Origin of the sequence: Variovorax sp. S12S4, assembly GCF_023195515.1 — a bacterium.
Lineage (GTDB): Bacteria > Pseudomonadota > Gammaproteobacteria > Burkholderiales > Burkholderiaceae_C > Variovorax.
Genome location: NZ_JALPKR020000002.1, coordinates 1,809,602 through 1,834,711, shown reverse-complemented (window position 1 = coordinate 1,834,711; position 25,110 = coordinate 1,809,602). Strand labels below are relative to the sequence as shown.

Annotated in this window: 28 protein-coding genes; 17 read left to right on the top strand and 11 right to left on the bottom strand. The window is 67.0% G+C overall.

Annotated elements, in window-relative coordinates:
* Positions 1 to 16: 16 nt before the first annotated feature.
* From M0765_RS09330 to M0765_RS09320, 3 genes are all read left to right on the top strand, one after another.
* Positions 17 to 1,240, top strand: coding sequence for a threonine ammonia-lyase (locus tag M0765_RS09330; RefSeq protein WP_258503297.1), 1,224 nt, complete (start codon positions 17 to 19; stop codon positions 1,238 to 1,240).
* An 89-nt stretch (positions 1,241 to 1,329) separates the two neighbouring features.
* Positions 1,330 to 1,482 (top strand): hypothetical protein, encoded by a 153-nt coding sequence (locus tag M0765_RS09325; protein ID WP_185868078.1) that lies wholly within the window; start codon positions 1,330 to 1,332, stop codon positions 1,480 to 1,482.
* A gap of 145 nt (positions 1,483 to 1,627) precedes the next feature.
* Positions 1,628 to 3,496 (top strand): phosphoenolpyruvate carboxykinase (GTP), encoded by a 1,869-nt coding sequence (locus M0765_RS09320; protein ID WP_258503296.1) that lies wholly within the window; start codon positions 1,628 to 1,630, stop codon positions 3,494 to 3,496.
* 91 nt (positions 3,497 to 3,587) lie between these two features.
* Here M0765_RS09320 and M0765_RS09315 read toward each other — a convergent pair whose 3' ends face one another.
* Complete coding sequence (locus tag M0765_RS09315; RefSeq protein WP_258503295.1) at positions 3,588 to 4,136, bottom strand: hypothetical protein; 549 nt, start codon at positions 4,134 to 4,136, stop codon at positions 3,588 to 3,590.
* A gap of 107 nt (positions 4,137 to 4,243) precedes the next feature.
* On the opposite strand from M0765_RS09315, the gene M0765_RS09310 reads away from it, so the two are divergent.
* The gene (locus M0765_RS09310; RefSeq protein WP_258503294.1) at positions 4,244 to 5,224 is read left to right on the top strand and encodes a LysR family transcriptional regulator; all 981 of its coding nucleotides are present in this window, start codon (positions 4,244 to 4,246) and stop codon (positions 5,222 to 5,224) included.
* Positions 5,225 to 5,239: 15 nt separating this feature from the next.
* Here M0765_RS09310 and M0765_RS09305 read toward each other — a convergent pair whose 3' ends face one another.
* Positions 5,240 to 5,413: a hypothetical protein gene (locus M0765_RS09305; protein ID WP_185868077.1), complete on the bottom strand. Its 174-nt coding sequence runs from the start codon at positions 5,411 to 5,413 to the stop codon at positions 5,240 to 5,242.
* A gap of 125 nt (positions 5,414 to 5,538) precedes the next feature.
* Between M0765_RS09305 and M0765_RS09300 the strand changes: the two genes are divergently transcribed.
* On the top strand, positions 5,539 to 6,345 hold the full coding sequence (locus tag M0765_RS09300; RefSeq protein ID WP_258503292.1) for a metallophosphoesterase: 807 nt from the start codon (positions 5,539 to 5,541) through the stop codon (positions 6,343 to 6,345).
* Positions 6,346 to 6,352: 7 nt separating this feature from the next.
* On the opposite strand, the gene M0765_RS09295 is transcribed toward M0765_RS09300, so the two are convergent.
* Positions 6,353 to 7,936: a phospholipase D family protein gene (locus M0765_RS09295; RefSeq protein WP_258503291.1), complete on the bottom strand. Its 1,584-nt coding sequence runs from the start codon at positions 7,934 to 7,936 to the stop codon at positions 6,353 to 6,355.
* A 74-nt stretch (positions 7,937 to 8,010) separates the two neighbouring features.
* Here M0765_RS09295 and M0765_RS09290 point away from each other — a divergent pair, with 74 nt between their 5' ends.
* The 6 genes from M0765_RS09290 to M0765_RS09265 all read left to right on the top strand — a co-directional run bounded on the left by M0765_RS09290 (position 8,011) and on the right by M0765_RS09265 (position 13,474).
* Positions 8,011 to 9,240 (top strand): nucleoside recognition domain-containing protein, encoded by a 1,230-nt coding sequence (locus M0765_RS09290; protein WP_258503290.1) that lies wholly within the window; start codon positions 8,011 to 8,013, stop codon positions 9,238 to 9,240.
* A 107-nt stretch (positions 9,241 to 9,347) separates the two neighbouring features.
* Positions 9,348 to 9,857, top strand: a complete 510-nt coding sequence (locus M0765_RS09285; protein WP_126746657.1) for a flavin reductase family protein — start codon at positions 9,348 to 9,350, stop codon at positions 9,855 to 9,857.
* A gap of 8 nt (positions 9,858 to 9,865) precedes the next feature.
* Positions 9,866 to 10,765 (top strand): DMT family transporter, encoded by a 900-nt coding sequence (locus M0765_RS09280; RefSeq protein ID WP_258503288.1) that lies wholly within the window; start codon positions 9,866 to 9,868, stop codon positions 10,763 to 10,765.
* Entirely contained in the window at positions 10,762 to 11,700 is a 939-nt protein-coding gene (locus tag M0765_RS09275; RefSeq protein WP_258503286.1) for a glutaminase, read from the top strand. The genes M0765_RS09280 and M0765_RS09275 overlap by 4 nt, the downstream gene beginning before the upstream one ends.
* Positions 11,701 to 11,767: 67 nt before the next feature.
* Complete coding sequence (locus M0765_RS09270; RefSeq protein WP_258503285.1) at positions 11,768 to 12,274, top strand: hypothetical protein; 507 nt, start codon at positions 11,768 to 11,770, stop codon at positions 12,272 to 12,274.
* Positions 12,275 to 12,439: 165 nt separating this feature from the next.
* Positions 12,440 to 13,474: an aliphatic amidase gene (locus M0765_RS09265; RefSeq protein WP_258503284.1), complete on the top strand. Its 1,035-nt coding sequence runs from the start codon at positions 12,440 to 12,442 to the stop codon at positions 13,472 to 13,474.
* A gap of 2 nt (positions 13,475 to 13,476) precedes the next feature.
* Here M0765_RS09265 and M0765_RS09260 read toward each other — a convergent pair whose 3' ends face one another.
* Positions 13,477 to 14,367, bottom strand: a complete 891-nt coding sequence (locus tag M0765_RS09260; protein WP_258503283.1) for a LysR family transcriptional regulator — start codon at positions 14,365 to 14,367, stop codon at positions 13,477 to 13,479.
* Between the two features lie 90 nt (positions 14,368 to 14,457).
* Here M0765_RS09260 and M0765_RS09255 point away from each other — a divergent pair, with 90 nt between their 5' ends.
* Positions 14,458 to 14,652: a DUF1127 domain-containing protein gene (locus M0765_RS09255; RefSeq protein WP_258503282.1), complete on the top strand. Its 195-nt coding sequence runs from the start codon at positions 14,458 to 14,460 to the stop codon at positions 14,650 to 14,652.
* 58 nt (positions 14,653 to 14,710) lie between these two features.
* Positions 14,711 to 16,402, top strand: coding sequence for a hypothetical protein (locus M0765_RS09250; RefSeq protein WP_258503281.1), 1,692 nt, complete (start codon positions 14,711 to 14,713; stop codon positions 16,400 to 16,402).
* On the opposite strand, the gene M0765_RS09245 is transcribed toward M0765_RS09250, so the two are convergent.
* Together M0765_RS09245 and M0765_RS09240 are read right to left on the bottom strand one after the other, a co-directional pair.
* Complete coding sequence (locus M0765_RS09245) at positions 16,399 to 16,980, bottom strand: uracil-DNA glycosylase family protein (protein ID WP_258503279.1); 582 nt, start codon at positions 16,978 to 16,980, stop codon at positions 16,399 to 16,401. The genes M0765_RS09250 and M0765_RS09245 overlap by 4 nt on opposite strands.
* 24 nt (positions 16,981 to 17,004) lie before the next feature.
* Entirely contained in the window at positions 17,005 to 17,838 is an 834-nt protein-coding gene (locus M0765_RS09240; protein ID WP_258503278.1) for an isocitrate lyase/PEP mutase family protein, read from the bottom strand.
* Between the two features lie 98 nt (positions 17,839 to 17,936).
* On the opposite strand from M0765_RS09240, the gene M0765_RS09235 reads away from it, so the two are divergent.
* Complete coding sequence (locus M0765_RS09235) at positions 17,937 to 18,395, top strand: CopD family protein (RefSeq protein WP_258503276.1); 459 nt, start codon at positions 17,937 to 17,939, stop codon at positions 18,393 to 18,395.
* Here the strand turns inward: M0765_RS09235 and M0765_RS09230 are convergent.
* From M0765_RS09230 to M0765_RS09210, 5 genes are all read right to left on the bottom strand, one after another.
* Positions 18,392 to 18,799: a hypothetical protein gene (locus M0765_RS09230; RefSeq protein ID WP_258503274.1), complete on the bottom strand. Its 408-nt coding sequence runs from the start codon at positions 18,797 to 18,799 to the stop codon at positions 18,392 to 18,394. The genes M0765_RS09235 and M0765_RS09230 overlap by 4 nt on opposite strands.
* Positions 18,800 to 18,812: 13 nt before the next feature.
* Positions 18,813 to 19,400 (bottom strand): hypothetical protein, encoded by a 588-nt coding sequence (locus M0765_RS09225; protein WP_258503273.1) that lies wholly within the window; start codon positions 19,398 to 19,400, stop codon positions 18,813 to 18,815.
* A 410-nt stretch (positions 19,401 to 19,810) separates the two neighbouring features.
* Positions 19,811 to 20,242, bottom strand: a complete 432-nt coding sequence (locus M0765_RS09220; protein ID WP_258503272.1) for a VOC family protein — start codon at positions 20,240 to 20,242, stop codon at positions 19,811 to 19,813.
* Positions 20,243 to 20,269: 27 nt separating this feature from the next.
* Entirely contained in the window at positions 20,270 to 21,505 is a 1,236-nt protein-coding gene (locus tag M0765_RS09215) for a CaiB/BaiF CoA transferase family protein (RefSeq protein ID WP_258503271.1), read from the bottom strand.
* Between the two features lie 7 nt (positions 21,506 to 21,512).
* The gene (locus M0765_RS09210) at positions 21,513 to 22,712 is read right to left on the bottom strand and encodes an acyl-CoA dehydrogenase (protein ID WP_042580725.1); all 1,200 of its coding nucleotides are present in this window, start codon (positions 22,710 to 22,712) and stop codon (positions 21,513 to 21,515) included.
* Between the two features lie 176 nt (positions 22,713 to 22,888).
* Here M0765_RS09210 and M0765_RS09205 point away from each other — a divergent pair, with 176 nt between their 5' ends.
* From M0765_RS09205 to M0765_RS09195, 3 genes are all read left to right on the top strand, one after another.
* Complete coding sequence (locus M0765_RS09205; protein ID WP_258503269.1) at positions 22,889 to 23,821, top strand: LysR substrate-binding domain-containing protein; 933 nt, start codon at positions 22,889 to 22,891, stop codon at positions 23,819 to 23,821.
* A gap of 43 nt (positions 23,822 to 23,864) precedes the next feature.
* Entirely contained in the window at positions 23,865 to 24,269 is a 405-nt protein-coding gene (locus M0765_RS09200; protein ID WP_126746642.1) for a phage holin family protein, read from the top strand.
* 89 nt (positions 24,270 to 24,358) lie between these two features.
* A complete protein-coding gene (locus M0765_RS09195; protein ID WP_258503266.1) occupies positions 24,359 to 25,084 on the top strand; it encodes a 2OG-Fe(II) oxygenase in 726 nt (241 codons plus the stop codon).
* The last annotated feature ends 26 nt before the right edge of the window (positions 25,085 to 25,110 follow it).

Sequence of the window (25,110 nt, the reverse complement as noted above, 5' to 3'; positions counted from 1 at the left end):
AGCCACAATGCCCGCCATGGTCGGAATCGAAGAAATCCGGCGCGCCGCGGCGCGTCTGCAGGGTCAGGTGCTCAATACGCCCTGCGTCGAGTCGCGCACGCTCTCGGAGATCGTGGGCGCGCAGGTCTTCCTGAAGTTCGAGAACCTGCAGTTCACATCCTCGTTCAAGGAACGCGGGGCGTGCAACAAGCTGGTCGATCTTTCAGAGAACGGGCCCGCGGGCGACGGCAAGGAAACCGCGCGCGGCGTGATCGCCATGTCGGCCGGCAACCATGCCCAGGGTGTGGCCTATCACGCGCAGCGGCTCGGCCTGCGCGCGCTCATCGTGATGCCGCGCTTCACGCCCGGCGTCAAGATAGAGCGCACGCGCGGCTTTGGCGCCGAAGTGGTGCTGCACGGCGACACGCTGGACGCGGCGCGCGCGCATGCACTCGAACTGGCCGAGCGCGAAGGGCTGACCTTCGTACATCCGTATGACGACGAAGCCATCATCGCGGGACAGGGCACCGTGGCGCTCGAAATGCTCGACGTGGTGCCCGATCTCGACGCGCTCGTGGTGTCGGTCGGCGGCGGCGGGCTGATTGCCGGCATGGCCGTTGCAGCGCGCGACCGTCGGCCCGGCATCGAGATCGTCGGCGTGCAGACCACGCGCTTTCCGGGCATGGTGAATGCCGTGAAGGGCACGCAGCACCTGCAGGGCAAGAGCACCATCGCCGAAGGCATTGCGGTCGGCACGCCCGGCGTGCTCACGCGCGAAGTCATCGCCAAGCATGTGGACGACCTGCTGCTGGTCGACGAAGGCGACATCGAGCAAGGCGTGCTGATGCTGCTCGAAATCGAGAAAACGCTGGTCGAAGGGGCCGGCGCGGCGGGCCTTGCGGCGCTGATCCGGCATCCGGAGCGCTTCAGGGGCAAGCGCGTGGGGCTGGTGCTTTCGGGCGGAAACATCGATCCGCTGCTGCTTGCAGCCATCATCGAACGCGGCATGGTGCGGGCCGGGCGGTTGGCGCGCGTGCGGGTGAGCGCCCGCGATGTGCCGGGCTCATTGGCCCAGATCACGGCCACTGTGGCGGAAGCGGGCGCTAACGTCGATGAGGTTCATCATCAACGAGCCTTTACCATGCTGGCAGCGCAGAATGTCGATATCGAACTGGTGCTGCAGACCCGCGGACGGGCGCACCTGGCCAGCGTGCTGGGCGCGCTGCACGACGCGGGCTTCGAGGCCGAAGAGCAGCACTGAAGGGGCCCTGGCAAGCCCCTAGACCGCCGGGCCGGGGCCCATCGGTAAAATGCCCGCAGTTTTGTATTTGTGTATTCGAGGTACTTTCAATGTCCAACCCTACGCCCGTCGAGCCGCACCACGCGGCCGCCGTTGAAAAAGACGCCGTCGAATCGGTCGTGCACCTGATGCCGATCGTCCTGCCATTGGCCGGCGGCGTGCTGATGCTTTTGCTTGCATCCATCGCTGTCTATTTGGCCTGACAGGCATTAGCGTCTTCGTCCGCGGGCTTTGCGGCCCGCGTTGACGCAGTCTCCCAACGCGAAACGTTTTCTCAAACGGACCTCCGTGCCTCGATGGCGCGGCGTCCCGTTCGGAAAGACGATTTTTCAACTTAGGAGATTTCCGATGAACGCACCCACGATGCAGGGCCTTGCCATTCAGGCACCCTCATACGTCAAGAACGCAAAACTGATTGCCTGGGTGGCCGATATGGCCGCGCTTTGCAAACCCGAGGCCATCTACTGGTGCGACGGCAGCAAGGAAGAGTACGACCGCCTCTGCCAGAAGCTGGTCGACGCGGGTACCTTCAAGAAGCTCAACCCGGCCAAGCGTCCCAACTCCTTCCTCGCGGCGTCCGACCCGAGCGACGTGGCGCGCGTCGAAGACCGCACCTTCATCTGCTCCGAAAAGAAGGAAGACGCCGGCCCCACCAACAACTGGATGGCTCCGGCCGAGATGCGCGCCACGCTGCAGCCGCTGTTCGACGGCTGCATGAAGGGCCGCACGATGTATGTGGTGCCTTTCAGCATGGGCCCGCTCGGCTCGCCCATTGCGCACATCGGCATCGAGCTTTCCGACAGCCCTTACGTGGCGGTCAACATGAAGATCATGACCCGCATGGGCAAGGCCGTGTACGAAGTGCTCGGCGCCGACGGCGAGTTCGTGCCCTGCGTGCATACCGTGGGCGCACCGCTCGAGCCGGGCCAGAAGGACGTGACCTGGCCCTGCAACAAGACGAAGTACATCGTTCATTACCCCGAAACCCGCGAGATCTGGAGCTACGGCTCGGGCTACGGCGGCAACGCGCTGCTGGGCAAGAAGTGCTTTGCGCTGCGCATCGCCTCCACCATGGGCCGCGACGAGGGCTGGCTCGCCGAGCACATGCTCATCCTCGGTGTGACCTCGCCCCAGGGCAAGAAGTACCACGTGGCCGCCGCCTTCCCGTCGGCTTGCGGCAAGACCAACTTCTCGATGCTGGTGCCGCCGGCCGGCTTCGACGGCTGGCAAGTGACGACCATCGGCGACGACATCGCCTGGATCAAGCCCGGCAAGGATGGCCGCATGTACGCCATCAACCCCGAGGCGGGCTACTTCGGCGTGGCCCCCGGCACCAACCTCAAGACCAACCCCAACTGCCTGAAGAGCCTGGACCGCGACGTGATCTTCACCAACGTGGCGCTCACCGATGACGGCGACGTGTGGTGGGAAGGCCTGGAAGACGACGTGCCCGGCAAGAAGCTGCCCGAGCACCTGATCGACTGGCAGGGCAAGGACTGGACGCCGCAGATCGCCAAGGAAACCGGCGCCAAGGCCGCGCACCCGAACTCTCGCTTTACCGTGGCGGCCACCAACAACCCCGCGCTCGACCCGGCCTGGGACGATCCGGCCGGCGTGCCGATCGACGCTTTCATCTTCGGCGGCCGCCGCTCGACCACGGTGCCGCTGGTGACCGAAGGCCGCAACTGGACCGAAGGCGTCTACATGGCCGCCACCATGGGCTCGGAAACCACCGCCGCCATCGTCGGCCAGGTGGGCGTGGTGCGCCGCGATCCCTTCGCCATGCTGGCCTTCATGGGCTACAACATGAGCGACTACTTCCAGCACTGGCTCGACCTGGGCAAGAAGCTGGAAGCATCGGGCGCCAAGCAGCCGAAGATCTACACGACCAACTGGTTCCGCAAGGGCCCGGACGGCAAGTTCGTGTGGCCGGGCTACGGCGAGAACATGCGCGTGCTCAAGTGGATCATCGACCGCATCGAAGGCAAGGCCGAGGGTGTGGACCATGTCTTCGGCGTGAGCCCGCGCTATGAAGACCTGAACTGGACCGGCCTCGATTTCAGCGCCGAGCAGTACGCCACCGTCACCAACATCGACAAGGCCGCGTGGCAGGCCGAGCTGAAGCTGCACACCGAGCTGTTCGAACAGCTGGCGCACCACCTGCCGAAGGAACTGCCGGAAACCAAGGCAGCCATCGAGCAGCGCCTGGCGGCCTGACGCTCCCCACCGTGCGGCGCAAGCCGCACCAACGAAAAAAGCCGCCCAAGGGCGGCTTTTTCATGACTCGGCTAGCGAAGCGATCGATGGATCAGTAGTAGCGCGAGCTGTTCATGCGGCGCATGGCTTCGTAGAGCGTCGGCATGCGGGCATCGTTGGGACGTGCGGCCTTGCGGGCCAGCGCGTCGACCTTGGCGACGGCAGCAGGGGAAGCCTTGCCTTCCGACTGCTCGCGCCAGACGGCGGCTTGCAGTTCCTGCATCACGCGCGGGTCGCTGTGCGCGGTGGCAAGAAACCGGGCGTCGGCGCGGCTGGCGGCGCGGCGCTGAGCGGCTGCGTTCCACAGGGCCGCAACCTTGCTGGCCGGGGCGCGCAGCGAGCTGGCAAACAGTGCGATACCGGCGAAGACCGCGCCGCAGAGCACGGCCCAGGCGGCGAGCAGCGCGCCTTCGTCCCAGGTGGAAACGAGCTTGTCGCCCACCACCAGAACCGCCGCGATCACGGCGACGACGAGCAGCGCGATCAGCGGACGCGAACCGCTGGCACCGGCACGGGCGGCCTTGATCTGGCCGAACAGGATCTCGGCGCGCTGGACGCCGGGATGGGAAGTAGGTTGGTCAACGTGGACAAAGCTGGTCATGGTGATCCCTCCGTGGGATGAGTGGCTTGATGCCGATGGGGGAATATTAGGGGTTACCCTAGTGTTCCGCCACTTTATCTTTCTGATGTTTATCATTCACAACGCTGATGGACGTCAACTTTCGCACGCTCGACCTCAACCTGCTCCGCGTCTTCGACGAGGTGATGGCGGAGCGCAACCTCACGCGGGCGGCGCGCAATCTGTCGATCACCCAGCCGGCTGTGAGCAATGCGCTGCGCCGCCTGCGCGACGTGCTCGGCGACGAACTGGTGAGCCGATCGGGCGCGGGCGTGGAGCCGACGCCGCGCGCGCTGGCGCTCTGGCCCACCGTGCGCGACGCCCTGCGGCAGCTGCAGCACACGCTGGCGCCGGGCGAGTTCGACGCCGCCACCGCGGACACCACCTTCCTCCTGGCCATGGCCGACGCCACCGCCGCCGAACTCATTCCGGGGTTGGTGCAAATCGTGGAGAAGGAAGCGCCCGCTATCTCGCTACGCGTTCTGCCGCTTACAACCCGCGATCCGCGGCGGATGCTCGAGCAGGAAGAAGTCGACATGGCGATCGGCTACTTTCCGGCCGTGATCGCCAGCCTGGCGGCACGCGGGCAATCGGGCGTGGGGGTGGCGTTCGAGACCCAGCGGCTCTACCTGGGCCAGTATGTGTGCGTGATGCGCCGCGGCCATCCGCTGGCGGACGCGCCGCTCACCCTTGACGACTACTGCGCCGCCCGGCACCTGCTGGTGAGCTTTTCGGGCCGGCCGTACGGCTTCATCGACCAGACGCTGGGCGCCATGGGCCGGGAGCGGCGCATTGTGGTGACGGTGAACCAGTTTTTCACGGCCGGCCGTGTGGTCGCCAATTCAGACCTGCTCACCGTGCTGCCGCGGCATTTTGTAACCGTGACCGGCATCGACGACCAGTTGGTGCTGCGCGACCTGCCCTTCGACCAGCCGATGGTGCATGTCGACGCCATCTGGCACCGGCGCGCACAGCATCTGCATTCGCATGAATGGCTGCGCACCGCGCTGTTGCGCTCCGCCGCGGCGGCTTTTGCGGATTCGGTCCTCGGGCAGAAGGTGCCCGGGTGACCCTCCGCGGGCTTTTTAGCGAATGACCGAGAGCCAGGCGCTGGCTGCAACGCGCAGTTCCTGCGCCTGGTGGGCGTCGAGGCCGGCACGGGCGTCGGCGCTTTCCATCAGCGCGGCGGCGTGGCTCACCGAAGCGTTGGCATTGGAAGAACGGAAGAAACGGGCCACTTGGGCAATAAGGCTGAACATGACAGTGCGCTGCTCTTGGCTGCGCTGGAGTGGTTGATGTACCAAGAATAGGGGTTATCCCTAATATTGGAAGCCCCACTTCATGCGCTTTCTGCATGGGCTCATTCCCCTAGACTGGCTGCACGATGAAGCTGCAACTGCTCTCCGACCTGCACCTGGAGTCCCATCCCCGCTTTCACGCCGAGCCGGTGCCCGGCGCCGACATGCTGGTGCTGGCGGGCGACATCGGCTCCTACCAGGAAGGCTCCCGCCTGACGGACCCCGATTTCGGCCTGGGCCGCTTTTCGCCCCGCAACGGCTGGCCCGTGCCCGTGATCTACGTGCCCGGCAACCACGAGTACGACAACACCGATTTCGACGCGACCCACGATCGGCTGCGCGCGCTTTGCAGCGAGCTCGACATCCTGTGGCTGGAGCGCGAGACGGCGGTCATCGGCGGCATCCGCTTCATCGGCACCACGCTGTGGGCCGACTTCGACGCGCTGGTGGAACCCACCGACGGCCTGGCCGACGCGCTCAAGAAGCGCGGCAAGGCCATGCGTGCCGCCGACTTCTACCTGGAAAAGGCCGCCACGGTGCGGAGCGGCCAGCCGTTCATGGCCGGTGCCATGCGCGAACAGGCGCTGCTGTGCCAGGCCTGGCTCGAGCAGGCACTGGCCGAGCCTTTCGACGGTACGACGGTTGCCATCACGCATTTCGCACCGAGCCTTGCCAGCGCCGACCCGCGCTACGGCCTCACGCCGGGCACAGCGGGCTTCTGCAATTCGCTCGATGCGCTGCTTCCCCGCGCCCAGCTGTGGCTGCACGGCCATTTGCACTGCCCGTTCGACTATGTGAAGGACGGCTGCCGCGTGGTCGCCAATCCGCTCGGCTACAAGGGCAAGGGCGAGCAGGAGGGCTTTCGGCCCGGCCTGCTGATCGAAGTGAGCTGAGCATGCGTTACAGCAGTTCTTCGCCGACGATCGGCAGCAGCAGCCAGTTCTTGAAGCGCAGCCACAGAAACTCGCCGGGCTCGTCCTCGTGGACGATGTCGCCGCCGGCATCGTCGTATTCCAGCCATTGCACGCGGCGGCCGTTGGGCCCGAGCCGCAGCCGGTAGCCCAGGCTCACGCGGCCCTTGCTCAAGAGCTTTTCGTAGTCGGCCACCAGTTCCGGGCTGTCGATCACGAGCCCCATCTCGGTATTGACCGCCGCGGAGCGATGGTCGAGGTTCATCGAGCCGACGAAGAAACGCTGGTCGTCGATCACCGCGATCTTGGCGTGCAGCCGGCTGATCGACTGGCCGAAGTCGCCGAAATGCCCCGAGCGCCCGGAGAGCATCGGCGCAATCTCGTAGATGCTGACGCCGATCTTCAGCATGTCGGCGCGATAGCGTTCGTAGCCCGCGTAGGCCAGCGGCTCGTCCGTGGCGCCCAGCGAGTTGGTCACCACGGTGATGCGCCCTCCCCGCGCGATGGCCGCCTTCATCATGGCCATGCCGCGCGTGCCGGGAATGAAGTACGGCGAGGCGATCTTGACCTCATGGCTGGCCGAATTGATGACGCCCAGCGCGCCCTCGTTCACGCTGCCCGCATAGGCCGCCTCGGGCGCGCGCGTGATCTTCGCGGGGTCGTCCACGAACAGCGTGAACGGCGCCCAGCGCAGGTCGACCTTGCCGGTGGTGAGCTGCTCGCCCACCGGCGACCTGTCCATCACGTCGCGCTGGCGAATCGGCACATCGGGCTGCGCCGTGCCGGCAATGGCGTCGAAGCGCTTCTGCGCCTCGTCCACCGTCATGCGCAGCGGCGCGATGCGCTCGATGGGCCACGCATGCTCGCTGTTCCAGTAGCGATCGAAGCCCTCGGACATCTTGCGCACCACCGGCCCGCTGGAGAGCACGTCCATGTCGATGAAGTTCGCCGCCGTGCCGCGCATGAAGTATTCGTTGGCGATGTTGCGCCCGCCCGAAACGGCAAAGCTGTTGTCGGCCACCAGCAGCTTGTTGTGCATGCGGTGGTTGATGCGGCCGAAATCCGCAATCGAGAGCAGGAGCCGCAGCGCGAGCGAGCCGGCCCGCGATGGCAGCGGATTGAACAGCCGCACCTCGACGTTCGGAAAGGCCGAGAGCGTGCCGAACACCTCGTCCTCGCCGGACGTGTAGAGATCGTCCACCAGGAGGCGCACCCGGACGCCGCGCGACGCCGCATCGCGCAGTTCGCGCAGCAGCAGCAGGCCGACGTCGTCGTTCTGGATCAGGTAGTACTGCACGTCGAGCGACTTCTCGGCATGCCGCGCGAGCGAAATGCGGGCATCGAAGGCGAAGGCGGCCTCCGGCAGCAGCCGAAAGCCCGACTGCGATGCCGCCGCGTCGGGCGCGCCCGGCCGCACCAGCTGGCCGAGCGCGGTGCCTGCCACGTCGGTGATGGCCGCAGTCGGCGTGCGCGGCTGCGGCGGCGGGAGGCCCGCGCAGCCCGCCAGCCACGCCGAGGCCACGGCGGCCCACACCAGGGCCGCGAGCCGGCGGATCAGGAAAGTGGCTGTCATGGCCCGCACTGTAGCCCGCGGCAGGCGCCAGCGGAGCCCTATGATCGACGCCACAAAAAAGGGAAAGAACACGCGTGCTCAACGGCTTGTGGCTGGGTTTCTTCGGAATGGCGATGCTGGCGGCGCTCGGGCGCTGGCTCGTGGGCGGCGACCCGGCCGTCTTTGCGGCCATCGTCGAAAGCCTGTTCGCCATGGCGCGGCTCGCGGTCGAGGTGATGGTGCTGCTGTTCGGCACGCTCACGCTGTGGCTCGGCTTCCTGCGCATTGCCGAGGCGGCAGGCCTGGTCGGCTGGCTCGCGCGCCTGCTCGGGCCGCTGTTCCGGCGGCTGATGCCGGGCGTGCCCGCGGGGCACCCGGCGCTGGGGCTCATCACGATGAACTTCGCGGCCAACGCGCTCGGGCTCGACAACGCAGCCACCCCCATCGGCCTGAAGGCGATGCGCGAGCTGCAGCGGCTGAACCCCGACCCGGTCACCGCCACCAACGCGCAGATCCTGTTTCTGGTGCTCAACGCCTCGTCGCTCACGCTGCTGCCGGTGACCATCTTCATGTACCGCGCGCAGCAAGGCGCGAGCGATCCGACGATGGTGTTCCTGCCCATCTTGCTGGCCACCAGCGCATCGACGCTGGTGGGCCTGCTCTCGGTGGCCGTGGCGCAGCGCTTGCGGCTGTGGGACCCGGTGGTGCTGGCTTATCTGGTGCCGGGCGCGCTGCTGCTCGGCGGCTTCATGGCACTGTTGGGCACGCTGTCGGCAGCGGCCATTTCTTCGCTCTCGTCGCTCATGGGCAACCTCGCGCTGTTCAGCGTGATCATCGTGTTCCTGCTGGCCGGCGCGATCCGCCGCATCAAGGTCTACGAGTGTTTTATCGAAGGCGCGAAGGAAGGCTTCGACATCGCGAAGAACCTGCTGCCCTATCTGGTGGCGATGCTGTGTGCCGTGGGCGTGCTGCGGGCCTCGGGCGCACTCGAATTCGTGCTCGGCGGCCTGCGCTGGCTGGTCGACATGGGCGGCTGGGATTCGCGCTTTGTCGACGCCATGCCCACCGCGCTGGTCAAGCCCTTCTCGGGCAGCGCGGCGCGCGCGATGCTGATCGAAACCATGAAGACTCAGGGCGTGGACAGCTTCCCCGCGCTGGTGGCCGCCACCATCCAGGGCAGCACCGAGACCACCTTCTACGTACTGGCCGTGTACTTCGGCGCCGTGGGCATCCAGCGGGCGCGCCATGCGGTGGCCTGTGCGCTTCTGGCGGAGCTGGCGGGCGTGGTGGCGGCCATCGCGGTCTGCTACTGGTTCTTCGGATGAACACCGCGGAACCAGCGATTGCGACCGGGGCTATGCGGCGCGCGCCGAGCAGCCGCGCGTGCGCTAAGCCAGAATAGTCCCTCGCCTTCCAACGCACAGCCTCTTTCGTGACCACCACCCGCCGGGCCAAGCCCCCTACCTTCTCGCCCGCAGAATTTCGCGAGGCGCTCGGCATGTTCGCCACGGGCGTAACCATCGTCACCGCGCGTTCGGCCGACGGCGTGCTGGTCGGCCTCACGGCGAATTCGTTCAACTCCGTGTCGCTTGCGCCGCCGCTGGTGCTGTGGAGCCTGGCGCGGGCGGCGGGCTCGATGCCGGCGCTCAGCACCGGGTCGCACTACGCCATCAACATCCTGGCGGCCAACCAGAAGGAATTGGCCGAGCGCTTCGCCACCAAGAACATCGACCGCTGGGCGGACGTGGCCTTTACCGAAGGCCTGGGCGGCGCGCCGGTGCTGGCGGGTGCGGCGGCGAGCTTCGAGTGCTTCAACCGCAGCCGCTACGACGAAGGCGACCATGTGATCTTCGTGGGCGAGGTGGAGCGCTGCACGCACAACGCGGGCGCCTCGCCACTGCTGTTCCACGGCGGGCGCTTCTACACCGAGCATCCGCTCTGACCCGACGAATGATCCAGCGCAAGACCCATCTCGACTCCCTCGCCATCGGCCTTCTCATCGCATGCTGCGCGTTCTGGGGGCTGCAGCAGATTCTCATCAAGACCACCGTCACCGAAGTGCCGCCGCTCTGGCAGGCCTCCATCCGCATGGCGGGTGCGGTGGCGCTGCTGTGGCTCTGGTGCGTGTGGCGCCGCGTGCCGCTTTTCGAGCGCGACGGCACGCTGCCGGGCGGCCTGCTCGTAGGGCTGCTGTTCGCGGGCGAGTTCGCCTGCATCTACCTGGGCCTGCAGCACACCTCGGCCTCGCGGCTCACGGTCTTTCTTTACACCGCGCCGTTCTGGGTGTCGCTGCTGCTGCCGCGCTGGGTGCCGGCCGAGCGCCTGCGGGGCTTGCAATGGCTGGGCCTCGTCATCGCCTTCGCCGCCGTGGTGTTCGCGTTCAGCGAGGGCTTCGGGCACTCGAGCTCCAACCAGTTGCTGGGCGATGCCATGGGGCTCGTGGGCGGCATGCTCTGGGGCCTGACCACGCTGGCGCTGCGCACCACGAAGCTTGCCACCGCAAGCGCCGAGAAGGCCTTGTTCTACCAGGTGGGCGTGACCGCGGCGGTGTGCCCTGTGATCTCGCTGCTGCTGGGCGAAAAGTGGGGCTTCTCGTATTCGGCCTGGGCGTGGACCTCGATCGGCCTGCAGACCGTGATCGGCGCGTTCGCGAGCTATCTCACGTGGATGTGGCTGCTGCGGCACTACCCCGCCACGCAGATGTCGTCGTTCAGCTTTCTGACGCCGCTGTTCGCATTGGTGTTCGGCGTGGTACTGCTCAGCGAGCCGCTCACGCTGCATCTCATGCTGGCGCTGGTGGGTGTCGCCGTAGGCATCGTGATGGTCAACCGGCGAAAGGCGCGGGCATGAAGAACACAGACTTTCAGCCGGTGCTCGACGACATCGTCGCGACGCTGCGGCCGCTGCTGGGCACAGCCGGCACGGTGGCCAGCTACATTCCGGCGCTGGCCTGCGTCGATCCGCAGCAGCTCGGCATTGCGCTGCGCACCTGCCAAGGCGCCGAGGCTTTTGCCGGCGACGCCGAAACGCCGTTCTCGATCCAGAGCGTGTCCAAGCTCTTCACGCTCACGCTGGCCATGCAGCGCATGGGCGACGCGCTGTGGGAGCGCATCGGACGCGAGCCCTCGGGCAACCCCTTCAACTCGCTGGTGCAGCTGGAGAACGAGCACGGCAAGCCGCGCAATCCGTTCATCAATGCGGGCGCCATTGCCGTCGCCGACCGCCTCGTGAGCCAAGCGCGCGCCAACGGCGGCAGCGCCAAGGCCGACATTCTTGCGTTGATGGGCAGCCTGTGCGGAGAGCCGATCGCGTTCGACGACGAGGTGGCGCAGTCCGAAGCCGCCACGGGCTTTCGCAATATCGCGCTCGCCAACTTCATGAAGAGCTTCGGCAAGATCGACAACGACGTGGCCAATGTGCTCGACACCTACTTTCACCAGTGCGCGCTGCGGATGAACTGCCGCCAGCTCGCACGTGCGGCCGCGTTTTTGTGCCGCGACGGTTCGCATCCGATCGACGGCCAGGCCGAGGTCACCGGCGAGCGGCAGGCACGGCGCATCAACTCGCTGATGCTCACCTGCGGAACCTACGACGCGGCGGGCGATGTGGCGTTCTCGATCGGCCTGCCCTGCAAGAGCGGCGTGGGCGGCGGCATCGTGGCCGTGGTGCCCGACAGGCTCACGCTGTGCGTCTGGTCGCCCGCGCTGGACGCCACGGGCAACTCGCTGCTCGGCATGAAGGCGCTGGAGCTCTTCGTCGCGCGCACCGGGCTGTCGGTCTTCTGAGCGCTGAGCGCCCGTTGGCGCAGGCGAAAATGGCCGCGCGCAAATCCACGCCCTCACAAGCATCCGAATGACCGAAGCCACAGATTCCACCACCGACTCCGACGACACCCTCCCCCTTCAGGAAGCCCGCCTCTGGCGCGACGGCCAATGGACCGCCCGCGTGATCAAGAACGAGGAAGACGACGGCTGGGCCGTCGAGATGACCCGCCACGGCGACCCGGAGCCTGCACTGGTCGGCCCGTGGACCATGGGCCGCGACAAGAAGAACCCCAAGCCGCTCGACGGCCCCGCGTTTTCGACGCTGGTGAAGACCGCCGCCGAAGTCATTCGCCGCCATGAGCAGCAGCTGCACGCCACGCTCAACAAGAGCGTGACCGTCACCGCGCGCAATGACCAGCGCGTGCGCGTGTCGCTCGCCATCGTGCCCGACGAGGACAGCCCCTCCGCCACACTCACCGCGCATGACGATGCGGACGACACCGAGCTTGCCAGCGTCAACGTCTCGCCGGCCTTCAAGCTCACCGCGTCCAGCGCCACGGCCTGGATCGAATCCGATTACGCGCGGCCCCGCTGAACGCCCCCGCCGCAATCAGCGAAATGACGTATGGGCAGCCCCCGCTGAGTTGAGAACAATCGGCTTCGACGACACGAACCGCCGCACCGCAGACAAGCCCGAACCGGATCAACGCCGGGCCGGGCTTTTTTTCTTGTTTCTCAACCATCCTTCAGGAGCAACGTCATGCGACATGGTGATATTTCGAGCAGCAGCGATTGCGTGGGCGTCGCGGTCGTCAACTACAAGATGCCCCGCCTGCACACCAAGGCCGAGGTGCTGGACAACGCCCGCAAGATCGGCGAGATGCTGGTCGGCATGAAGAAGGGCCTGCCGGGCATGGACCTGGTGATCTTTCCCGAATACTCCACGCACGGGATCATGTACGACGAGAAGGAGATGTACGACACCGCCGCCACCGTGCCCGGCGAGGAGACCGCCATCTTTGCCGACGCCTGCCGCCGCGCCAACGTGTGGGGCGTGTTCTCGCTGACCGGCGAGCGCCATGAGCAGCATCCGGACAAGGCGCCCTACAACACGCTGATCCTCATGAACAACCAGGGCGAAGTCGTCCAGAAGTACCGCAAGATCATGCCGTGGGTGCCCATCGAGGGCTGGTATCCGGGCGACCGCACCTACGTGAGCGAAGGTCCCAAGGGCATGAAGATCAGCCTCATCGTCTGCGACGACGGCAACTACCCCGAGATCTGGCGCGACTGCACCATGCGCGGCGCCGAGCTCGTCATTCGCTGCCAGGGCTACATGTACCCGGCCAAGGAGCAGCAGATCCTGGTGTCCAAGGCCATGGCCTTCATGAACAACACCTACGTGGCGGTGGCCAATGCGGCGGGCTTCGACGGCGTGTACTCGTACTTCGGGCATTCGGCCATCATCGGTTTCGACGGCCGCACGCTCGGCGAATGCGGCGAGGAAGAAATGGGCATCAACTACGCCGAACTTTCCATGGGGCTGATCCGCGATGCGCGCAAGAACGGCCAGTCGCAGAACCACCTGTTCAAGCTCATGCACCGCGGCTACACCGGTGTCATCAATTCGGGCGACGGCGACAAGGGCGTGGCCGAATGCCCGTTCGACTTCTACAAGCAGTGGATCAACGATCCCGAAGCTGCGCGCAAGCACGTGGAGTCGTTCACGCGCAGCACCATCGGCACCGCCGAGTGCCCGATCGAAGGCCTTCCGAACGAGGCCACGCGCAGCTGAAATCAGAGCTGGCGAAACTCCGTCAGCACCTTCAACACGCTCAGCGTGGCGCCGTCGAGCGTGGCACGCTGGCGGTGTGCAATGCCGAGGCGGCGCATGAGCTTGGGCGTGACCGGCAAGATCTGCATGCGCTCGTTCAGCGCTGCGTCGGTGGACTGCTGCAGCGGCAGCAGCGCGGCGCCGTAGCCGGCCGCCACCAGGCTGCGAATGGCGGCGTCGTAGTTCAGCTCGATGCGTGCGCGCGGTGCGAAGCCCGCCGCCGCAAACCACTCCATCGTGAGCCGGTACATGTGCGTCGTGGCCTCGTTGAAGATCAGCGGCTGCGCCGCCAGCCATGCGGGCGTCACGCGCTTGGGCGCCTTCCAGCGCTGCGGCACGAAGGCCATCATGGCCTGGTCGCGCCACGGCGTCACGACCAGGTCGCGCAGCGGCGGCTGCGGCACGGCCACCAGGCCGATATCGAGGGTGCCCGCAGCCAGCCGGGACATCGCATCGTTCGAGCCGAGGATGCTCACCTCCACGTCGATGCCTGAATGCCCCACGCCCAAGGCCTCGAGCACTTGCGGCAGCAGGTCGACCACCACACCGGTGGAAGTGCCCAGGCGCACGCGGCCGGTGCGGCCTTCGGCCTGGCGCTTGACGGCTTCGATGGCATCGTCGGTGTCGCGCAGCAGCTTGCGTCCGCGCTCGACCAATGCCGCGCCAGCCGCGGTGGGCGTGACGCGGCGGTTGCCGCGCACCACCAGCGAAGTGCCCAGCCGCGACTCGAGTTCGCTGATGTGCAGGCTCACGGTGGGCTGGGCAAGGTGCAGCGCACTGGCGGCCGCCGAGAAAGTGCCAAGGTCGGCAATGGCAATGAGCGTACGGAGCTGGTCGAGGTTGAGGTGTCGCATCAGGAATACTGATTGGAAGTGTCAGGAATCTCAACTTCCACAATAGCATGCATCGCCGCAAGATCGGCGCTCCCCAACAAGGAGCCCATCGTGACAGCGCTAACGCACTCGCCCTTTCATCAACGCCTGATGCATGCCTTGCGCAGCTGGCGCCGCCGTGCTGCGGAGCACCGCCGCAGCCGCGCCGACTCGCAGCATCTGGCCGGCATGAGCGACCACGAGCTGCGAGACCTGGGCATCGGGCGCAGCCAGGTCCAAGCGCTGACGGAGCGGGACAGGTACTGAAGGAAAAACGGCCTCGGCCTCCAAGCATCGCCGCGCAATTTGAGGTTCAATCCGGGGCGTGCCCAAATCCGCTGCCCCCGCCTCTGTTTCCATCGAACTCACTTCGCCGCAATCGGTCGATGGCCGGCGCGCGGCCTTCCAGTCGCTCTGGCTGCTCGCGCGCATGAAGCACGCGCACGATGTCGAAAGCGGCCTGGTGCGGCTGGCCGACCTTCGCGGCGAAGTCACGGGCGCGAGCACGCTGCGCATGGTCGTGAGCCGCGCCTTTCGCGACTTCAAGGCGTGGAACATCGAGGTCGGCTGGGGCGAAGACACGCAGCGTGAGCCGCGCTTTCTGAACGACGAGCGGCGCAGCCAGGGGCCCTTCTGGTTGCCCGCGGCGGAGGCGAAGCGTGTACGCCTGCTGGTGGGTGGCCGCGCCGCCACGGCGGCCGAGGTGGCGTCTTTCCTTGGGCTGCGCTCGCGCAAGAAAGATTCGACGGCAGCCGGTTCACCAATGCCGCCCGATGCCGTGCATCTGCAAGACGCTGCCTTCTGGAAGCAGCTGGTCGCCTCGCAGCAGGCAGCGCGGCAAGGCCGGCTCATGGCGCCGGTCGCGGGCGGCGGCACGCCTGGCCAGCCGGCCAGCGCGCTCGAGTCGATTCGCCTGGCCGGCACGCTGGCCGCCACCGACTTTCAGCGCGCGCTGGTCACGCTCAACGAGGCCATGCTGTGGCGCCGGCTAGGCGACAACGAACAGGCACGCCGCCGGCTGCAGGCGCTCAAGAAGCAGCGCCTCGCGCACCATGTGGCGGGCAACGACTACCTGGGTGCGATGGAATGCATCGTCTCGGCGTGGTGCGCCTACACCGCGCGCGACCTGCCGCTGGCCGAATCGCTGCTGGGCGGCATGGCCGGTGACGCGGCGCGCGGGCTGGTGCTGCGCCACCACCCCGACGTGCGCTTCGAGTGGTGCAACCTCTGGGCGCTGGTGTGCCGCTCGCGCGCACTGGGGCTTGCCGCCGACGACAAGCCCGCGGCCGCGGCACTGGCCGAAGAGGCATTGCGCCGCTTCGGCGAGGCGCTGGCCGCAGCCTTCGAGTCGCACTCCTTCGACGCGGCGCAGCACGTGGCCGCCAACATGGGCATGGCCGCATGGCTGTTCGACCGCGTCGGCCTCTCCGACCTGCCGGCCCTTGCGCACGACGGCAATGCCGACACCACGCGCCGCGCCGTGCAGTGGATTGCCTTCAGCGAATGGCTCTGCGGCCACACCGACGGCCAGGGTCGCTCCGCCTGGAACGCGATCTACCTGATGCGCATCGCGCGCGGCGATTGCCGCCCCGAGCCGCAAGCCACGCTCGCACAATTCCGCGCGCAGAAGCCGCTGGACCCTGCCGCGATATCGACGCTTGCCGGACCGCTTGCGGATGCGTTCGATGCGGCGCACTGGCCTGCGCGCTGGGTCGAGGTGGCGCAGGCGCGGTTGGCCGATCACCAGGCCGGCCGCCGGCGCTACCCCGGCCTGCAACATTGCAGCTTGTTGTTCGAGCATGCCTGGTATGCGGCGCATGCGGGCGACCTGAAGGCGGCCGAGCAGTCGCTGAGTTTGTTGCGCGAGGCCTTGCCGCAACTCGTGCCGAGCGACCGCGCCTACTTCACCGAATCGTGGAACGACACGTTGCCGGCCGAACTGGTGCTGGAGACAAAGCCGCCGCGGCGGCCCGCGGCGCGGAAGAACGCTATTCGCAAGGTCGGCAAGACCGGCTAACCGGTGTTCCTCAGCGCATGCCGCACGCGCTCGCGCAGCACCGGCAGCACGTCGCTCTCGAACCACGGATGGTGCTTGAACCAGCCCGTGTTGCGCGGCGACGGATGCGGCAGCGGAACGAAGCGCGGCGCGTAGTCCGCAAAGGCTTCGACGGTTTCGGTCACGCTGCCCTTGCTGGCACTGCCCAGGAAATGGCGCTGCGCATACTGGCCGATGAGCAGTGTCAGTTCGATGTGCTTCATCTGCGCAAGCAGGCGTTCGTGCCAGAGACCGGCGCACTCCTTTCGCGGCGGCAGGTCGCCGCTGCTGCCGCGGCCCGGGTAGCAATAGCCCATCGGCATGATCGCCACGCGCTCCGGGTCGTAGAACACCTCGCGGTCAATGCCGAGCCAGCGGCGCAACTGCTCGCCGCTCTTGTCGTTCCACGGCACGCCGGTGGTGTGCACCGTCAGGCTGGGGGCTTGGCCGACGATCAGCAGCCGCGCACTGGCGCTGGCCTGCACCACCGGCCGCGGCCCCAGCGGCAGGTAGGCCGCGCAGGCATTGCAGCTGCGGATTTCCGCGAGCAGTGCATCCATGACGGGGCCTGGGGTCCTTTTCGCTTATCTCTTTCCGAACGGACGAAAGAAGCCGTCGAGTTCGCTGCCCATGGCGGCGCCGGCAAAACCGTCGAAGCGTCCCTCTTCCGCCAGCGTGCGCGCGGCGCGCATGAACCCGCCCCAGGCCGAACGCGCGAGCGCGCCGCCCACGCTCACGCGCCGCACGCCGAGTTCGGCGATGTCCTGCATGGTGAGTTCGCTGGTCGAGCCGACGAGCAGGTTGACCGGCTTCGGCGCCACCGCCGCAACCACCGCGGCAATCTGCTCGCGCGTCTTGATGCCGGGTGCGTAGAGGCAATCGGCGCCAGCTTCGGCATAAGCCTTGAGCCGCGCGATGGTGTCGTCCAGGTCCGGGCGGCCCGCAAAGAAATTTTCGGCGCGGCCCACCAGCAAGGTGTCGCCGCCCGCCGCATCGATGGCTTGGCGCGCAGCGCGCAGCCGCTCTACCGCCACCTCGATAGGAAAGAGCGGGTTCGCGGCATCGCCGGTCGAATCTTCGATCGAAAGGCCGGCCACGCCGGTCTCGACCGCAAGCCGCACGCTTTCGGCAACGCCCTGCGCATCGGCGGCAAAGCCGTTCTCGAAGTCGGCGTTCACCGGCAGGTCGGTGGCCGCGACCAGCTCCCGCAGATGGTCGAGGATCAACCCGCGATCGAGTGCGCCATCGGCCCCGCCGCGCGACCACGCAAAGCCCGAACTGGTGGTGGCCAGCGCCTTGAAGCCCAGGCCTTCGAGGTAGCGCGCGCTGCCCGTGTCCCAAGGATTGGGAATGACGAAGCAGCCCTGCTCATGAAGGGCGCGGAAGTCGGCGCGTTTTTGCGCGATGGTGCGGGTCATCGAAGCCTCGTCTTTCTTTCTTGCATGCGAAAGACGGAGTTTTAACGCAACAGCGCCGGCATTGCGCACTCGCGCCTTTCGGTGTTCTGATCGGTCCCATGCAACACGTCATCCTGCTTTTCATCCATCTTCTGGCCGCCGCCTTCTGGGTCGGCGGCATGGCCACCCTGCACTTTGCCGTGCGCCCCGCCGCCGTTGCCACGCTGGAGCCGCCGCTGCGCCTGCGCACGATGGCCGCGGCGCTCCGGCGCTTCTTCGTCGGGGTGGATGCGGCGGTCACGCTGCTGTTCGTGACCGGCGTGGCCATGATCCTGCTGATGGGCGGCTTCCGCGGCGTGCACTGGCGCGTCGAGGCGATGATGGGCATCGCCATCGTCATGGCAGGTATCTACGTGTACATCCGCGCCTCGGTGTTCAGGGCGCTGCGGCGCGCGGTGGACGAGAGCGCGTGGCCCGTGGCGGCCGGGCGGCTCGACATGGTGCGTAAGCTGGTGAGCCTGAACCTCGTGCTCGGCGTGGTGGTGTTCGGGGTGGCGATCGTGGGGCGCGCGAGCTAGCTGTTGCCGCGGCCCAATTCGACCCGCGGCTCGCTGGTGCAAAGAACGGAGACGCAATCGGTGAATCCGGCCACCAGGTACTCATGGACATCGGGGTAGAACAACCCGATGCAGCTGCCGGAGCGCACCGATTCCTGTGACAGCCAGCCACCCGATCGAATCGAATAAACCCATCCGTTCGGCTGGGAACAGGCGGGCCAGTATTCGCCCAGGTCGCGCTCGTCCATGACCCGATAGGCCACGACGCCGTCGAACCCGACTCTGATCGACGTATCGCTTTTTATGTCTTGGGCGACGACTGTGAGTTGCTGCAGCGCGTAGTCGACACGCACGATCTCCCAGGCACCCTGGTCATCGAAGGCGGTCGGTACAGCGACCGCCTCGACCTTTTTCATCTGAGTCATCGCCCGGGATTCCTTATTGGCGCTCGCCCAGCACCGCACCGTCCACCGGCTTCAGCAGCCACTGCGCGATGTCCTCGCCCAGCTTGTAGGTCACGACACCGACCATGCTGCAGGTGCTGCGCGGCATGCCGAAGTAGATGAACATCTGGCGCTGCGCGGTGAACTTCGCGGGCGCGTCGCCCTGGCGCTCCAGCGTGCCGCGCAGCTGAACGATCTTGGGGCCGCCGTAGAGGCCGCCCGCGTTCGCCAGCAGATCGGTAATTTCCAGCTTCAGCACGGGCGCAGCCTGCGCGTTGGCGGGTGCCGGCGGCGTGAGCAGAAATTCGTAGGGCTCAAGCAGCTGATCCTGCACGGCTTGCCGCAGCGAAGCAGGCACATCGCAGGCGTCGTCGGCCTTCGACAGTTGCACGCCCTTGGTGGTGGTGCCATAGGCGATGGCGGGCATGACGACACTGTTGCGTGGCGTGGCGGTTGCGGGCGGAGGCTCGGGCGTGGCCGGTTGGCGCGAGCCGCAGGCGGCCAGCAGCGCAGCGACGACCAGCGCCGACATGGCGACGGAAAGTCGCGCGGTGGCACGCACGGCAGATGAAAGTTCGGACATTGAAAAGCTCCCTTGAAAAATCGTTGTATGCACGATGGCGCGCGCCGATTCTCCGCGAAGCTCAACGGGCGGAGCGGTAGTCGAGGTGGGGGTGCATTCGGGGAGGGTGCATTCAGGGTGTGTGCAAAGGCCACCGGGTACTCCCCTCCGCGAATGTCCCCGGGGCTTCGCCCCTCCTCCTTTATTTCGCTGCGCGGAGCACCCGATGCCCTGTGCACTTGCGCACGCTGCTGGTGTACCGCTGATCAACCACGGCTCCGCCCAACGCACCCGCTGATGGGGTGCCTTGCGCAGCGAAATAAAGGAGGAGGCCGCAGGCCGGGGGACATTCGCGGAGAAAGGTACCCCGTCGGCGGGTGCGCCGCCCTGAACAAACAGCAGCGCCGACCCCAAAACCGCGGCAAGCAGAATCAGCCCGCCGCACCCTTGAGTTCGATGCCGTTGCCGTCCGGGTCGGTGATGTAGATCGAAGGCCCGTCGCCTTCGGCACCGAAGTTGTTCTGCACCTCGCCGTTCACCAGCACGCCGTGCCGAGCCATCAGCGCGCGAATCGCCGCTTCGTCGAAGGGCTCGATGCGCAGGCAGATGTGGTCGACGTTGCGGCCTTCCTTGCCGGCCAGGGCGCCGCCCTGCTTGCCGAGCGGGCCGTCAAGCGTGACAAGGTCGATGAGGTTGGTGCCGGCGCGCAGGTGCACGAGCCCCAGGTGTTCTCGGCGCCTCTCGACCGCGCAGCCGAGCACGTCGCGGTAGAAGGCAATGGCGCGCTCCGCGTCCTTCACGCGCAGCACGACGTGGTCGATGCGCAGCACCGAGAACAGAGGGCTGTGTATCGGGTCCGTCATGGCTTGTTCTCCTTGCTTGCCTGCTTCTTAGACCACGCCCGCCGCGCGCAGGGTGTCGAAGCGCGCGGCGTCGATGCCGAACTCGGCCAGCACCTCGCGCGTGTGCTGCCCCAACGCCGGCGGCGCATGGCGCAGCACGGGCGGCGTGGCCGTCAGGCGCAGCGGGCTCGCCACACCGGTGATGCTCTCGATGCCGTTGCCCGCATCGCGCGGCAGCGTCACGGCCAGGCCGCGCGACTTGACCTGCGCATCGTCGAAGGCTTGGGCAATGTCGTTGATCGGGCCGCAGGGCACGGCCTTGTCTTCGAGCAGCGTGACCCAATCGGTGGTGGTGCGGGTGCGCGTGAGCTCTTCCATCATCGGAATGAGCACACCGCGGTGCTTCACGCGCAGCGTGTTGGTGGCAAAGCGCGCATCGGCCGCCCACTCCGGGTGGCCGGCCGCCTCGCAGAAGCGCGCGAACTGGCCGTTGTTGCCGATGGCCAGCAGCATCGAACCGTCCAGTGTCGGAAAGTCTTGATAAGGCGCAAGGCTCGGATGCGTGTTGCCCTGGCGCTGCGGCGCCTTGCCGGTGTTGAGAAAGGCGCTCGCCTGGTTGGCGAGGATGGCCATGCCCACGTCGAGCAGCGCCATGTCGATGTGCTGGCCTTCGCCGGTGCGGTCGCGCACCTGCAGCGCCGCGAGGACCGCAGTGCTCGCATAGACGCCGGTGAACAGGTCGGTGAGCGCCACGCCCACGCGCAGCGGGCCGCCGCCGGGCTCTCCGTCGGGGCGGCCGGTGATGCTCATCATGCCGGTCATGGCCTGGATCATCAGGTCGTAGCCCGCGCGCTCGGCATACGGGCCGTCATGGCCGAAGCCGGTCACGCTGCAATAGATGAGGCGCGGGTTGACCGCGCGCAGGCTCTCATGGTCGAGGCCGTATTGCTTCAGGCCGCCGGTCTTGAAATTTTCGACCACGATGTCGGCCTGCGCCGCCATCTGCTGGAGCAGCGCCTGCCCGTCGGGCGTGGCCATGTCGACCGTGACCGAGCGCTTGTTGCGGTTGCAGGCCGTGAAGTAGCTGGCCTGGTCGGTGTCGTTGCCGTTCGCGTCCTTGATGAACGGCGGGCCCCAGGTGCGCGTGTCGTCGCCCACGCCGGGGCGCTCGATCTTGATGACATCGGCGCCCAGGTCCGCGAGGATCTGCGTGCACCACGGGCCCGCGAGCACGCGGGACAGATCGAGAACCTTGATGCCGTCCAGGGCTGCGGGCTTGGCCATGCGTCGCTTAGTTCGCGAAAGCCGCAATGCCGGTGATCGCGCGGCCCAGGATCAGCGCGTGGATGTCGTGCGTGCCTTCGTAGGTGTTCACCACTTCCAGGTTCACCAGGTGGCGCGCCACGCCGAACTCGTCGCTGATGCCGTTGCCACCCATCATGTCGCGCGCCAGGCGGGCAATGTCGAGGGCCTTGCCGCAGTTGTTGCGCTTCATGATCGAGGTGATCTCGACCGAGGCGGTGCCTTCGTCCTTCATGCGGCCCAGGCGCAGGCTGCCTTGCAGGCCGAGCGTGATCTCGGTCTGCATGTCGGCCAGCTTCTTCTGGATGAGCTGGTTGGCCGCGAGCGGGCGGCCGAACTGCTTGCGGTCCAGCGTGTACTGGCGGGCGCGGTGCCAGCAGTCTTCGGCGGCGCCGAGTGCGCCCCACGAGATGCCGTAGCGCGCGCTGTTCAGGCAGGTGAACGGGCCCTTGAGGCCCTGCACTTCAGGGAACGCGTTTTCTTCAGGGCAGAACACGCCGTCCATCACGATTTCGCCGGTGATGCTGGCACGCAGGCCGACCTTGCCGTGGATGGCCGGGGCGCTGAGGCCCTTCATGCCCTTCTCGAGCACGAAGCCGCGGATCGGGCCCACGGTGCCGCTTTCGCTGACTTCCTTGGCCCACACCACGAACACGTCGGCGATGGGCGAATTGCTGATCCACATCTTGGCGCCGCTGAGCGAATAGCCGCCCGGCACCTTCTTGGCGCGCGTGACCATGCTGCCGGGGTCGGAGCCGTGGTCGGGTTCGGTCAGGCCGAAGCAGCCGATCCATTCGCCGGTGGCGAGCTTGGGCAGGAACTTCTGCTTTTGCGCTTCGGTGCCGAATTCGAAGATGGGCACCATCACCAGCGAGCTCTGCACGCTGGCCATCGAGCGATAGCCCGAATCGACGCGCTCCACTTCGCGGGCGATCAGGCCGTAGGCCACGTAGTTGAGGCCGGGGCCGCCGTACTGCTCGGGAATCGTGGGGCCGAGCAGGCCGAGAGCGCCCATTTCACGAAAGATGGCGGGGTCGGTTTCGCCGGTGCGAAAGCCTTCGATAACGCGGGGCGCGAGGCGCTCCTGGCAATAGGCATTGGCCGCGTCGCGGATCATGCGTTCTTCGTCGGTCAGTTGCTGGTCGAGAAGAAGGGGGTCGTCCCAGTGGAATTGCGCTTTGGCGGCCATGTGGCTGTCTCCGGAATAGGGAAAAAGGGGGGAATGGGCCGATCCTAGCCATGCAGGGGGCCGGGCGCAAACGATGAATCCTCACCCAGATATGCGTGTGACGCACATCTTGCGGCTGCGCACGAAGTCGTTTCCATTGGTAGCGGCATCGTCCCAGTCATACACTAGCGGCATACATGCGCCGCAAGATCCCACCCCTGCAGACCCTCGTGTGCTTCGACGCCGCCGCGCGCCACGAGAGCTACACCCGCGCCGCGCAGGAACTCGCGCTCACGCAAAGCGCCGTGTCGCGCCAGATCGGCACGCTGGAAGCCTTCCTGGGCGTGGCGCTGTTCCGCCGCACCCGACATGGCGTGGCCCTTACCGCAAGCGGCGCGGCCTACGCGCGGCAGATCACCAAACGGCTCGAGGCCATGGAACGCGACACGCTCGACGCCATGGCGCACCAGGGCGAAGGCGGCTCGCTCTCGCTGGCGGCCGTGCCCACCTTTGCCACGCGCTGGCTGATGCCGCGCCTCAAGGGCTTTGCGGCGCTGCAGCCCGACGTGGTGGTGCACATCGAGACGCGCACCCGCCCCTTTCTTTTTGCCGATGCCGAATTCGATGCCGCGCTGTACGCCGGCACACCGGCGCAAGTAGAAAACTGGGCCGGCACGCACGCACTCATGCTGATGCATGAAGACGTGGTGCCGGTCTGCAGCCCGTCGCTTCTGCCGCGCGGCAAGCCGGTGGCGCCCGCCGCCATCGCTAAGATGCCGCTGCTGCAGCAAAGCACGCGGCCGGACGGCTGGCGCCAGTGGTTCGACGCGCAGCAGATCGATGCGCCCAACGCGCGCGGCGGGCCGCGATACGAGCTGTTTTCCATATTGGCCGCAGCCGCGTCGCACGGCCTGGGCGTGGCGCTGATGCCCACCATGCTGGTCGCCGACGAGCTTGCGCGCGGCGAACTGGTGGTGGCCTGCGCGCGGCCGCTCTCGGGCGAGCGCAACTACTACCTCGTGACGCCCGAGCGGGCCGATCAGCGGCCGCTGCTGAAGTTCTTCAGCGACTGGCTGCTCGCCGAGGCACGTCGCGGCTCATCCCGAGACGCTGCCGATATGATGGCCTGAACCACCAGGCGGGCCGTCTTCCGCCTCTTTCGTCTTTCACACCATGCTGAACAATCTCGCCCCCTTTCTCGTGCACTGGGCCATCACGGCGCTGGCGCTGTGGGTCGCAAGCCTGATCTTCCGCGGCCTCAAGTTCGAGAGCACATCCGCGTTGGTGATCTCGGCCCTTCTGCTGGGCCTGGCCAATGCCGTGGTGAAGCCGCTCTTGATCGTGCTCACGCTGCCGTTGACGCTGCTGACCTTCGGCCTCTTCCTGCTGGTGATCAACGCGCTGATGATCATGCTGGTGGCCGCGCTGGTGCGGGGATTCAAGCTCTCCGGCTTCTGGACCGCGTTCTTCGCAAGCATCTTCATTTCGCTGTTGAGCATTGCGATTGGGGCGCTGGTGAGCGGCAGCGATCCGGCCACCAACATCCAGATGCCGACGGGCAGCGGCAAGTGGCTGTAGCCGACGAGTGGATATAGGCGGGTAAGCAGGCCGGAAGTGGTGTCCGGAAACGGCCAGCGCCGCCGCCGCGCCGGCAGCACACTGCCCGCATGCCGACGAACTCTCCCGAAAAATCCGCTGCGGCCCTCGACTGGCCGCGCATCGAAACCGAACTCGCCGCGCGCGGCTGCGCCACCACGGGCGTGCTGTTCACCCCCAAGGAATGCGCCGCACTTGCCGCGCTCTACGACGAACCCGGCCACTTCCGCAGCCGCGTGGTGATGCAGCGCCACGGCTTCGGCCAGGGCGAGTACCAGTACTTCGCCGACCCGCTGCCACCCTTGCTCGCCGGGTGGCGCGGCGCCCTCTACGAGCGGCTGGCGCCTCTTGCCAACGCATGGGCCGCGGCCATGGGTCAGCCGGCCGACTACCCGGCGGACCACGCCTCCTACCTTGCGCGCTGCCATGCGGCGGGCCAGTTGCGCCCCACCCCGCTGCTGCTTCGCTATGACGAGGGCGACTACAACTGCCTGCACCAGGACTTGTACGGCGACCTGCAGTTTCCGCTGCAGCTCACGGTGCTGCTGAGCCGGCCGGGCGAAGACTTCACGGGCGGCGAATTCGTGCTGACCGAGCAGCGGCCGCGCATGCAGTCGCGCGCCGAGGTAGTGCCGCTCGCGCAAGGCGAAGCGGTGATCTTCGCGGTGAACCAGCGGCCGGTGGCCGGCACGCGCGGCATCTACCGCGTGACGATGCGGCATGGCGTGAGCCGCGTGCGCGCAGGCCGGCGGCATACGCTAGGAATAATTTTCCACGACGCACGTGGACCCAAATAGTTCCCTTGCGCCGCTGAAGTGTTGCA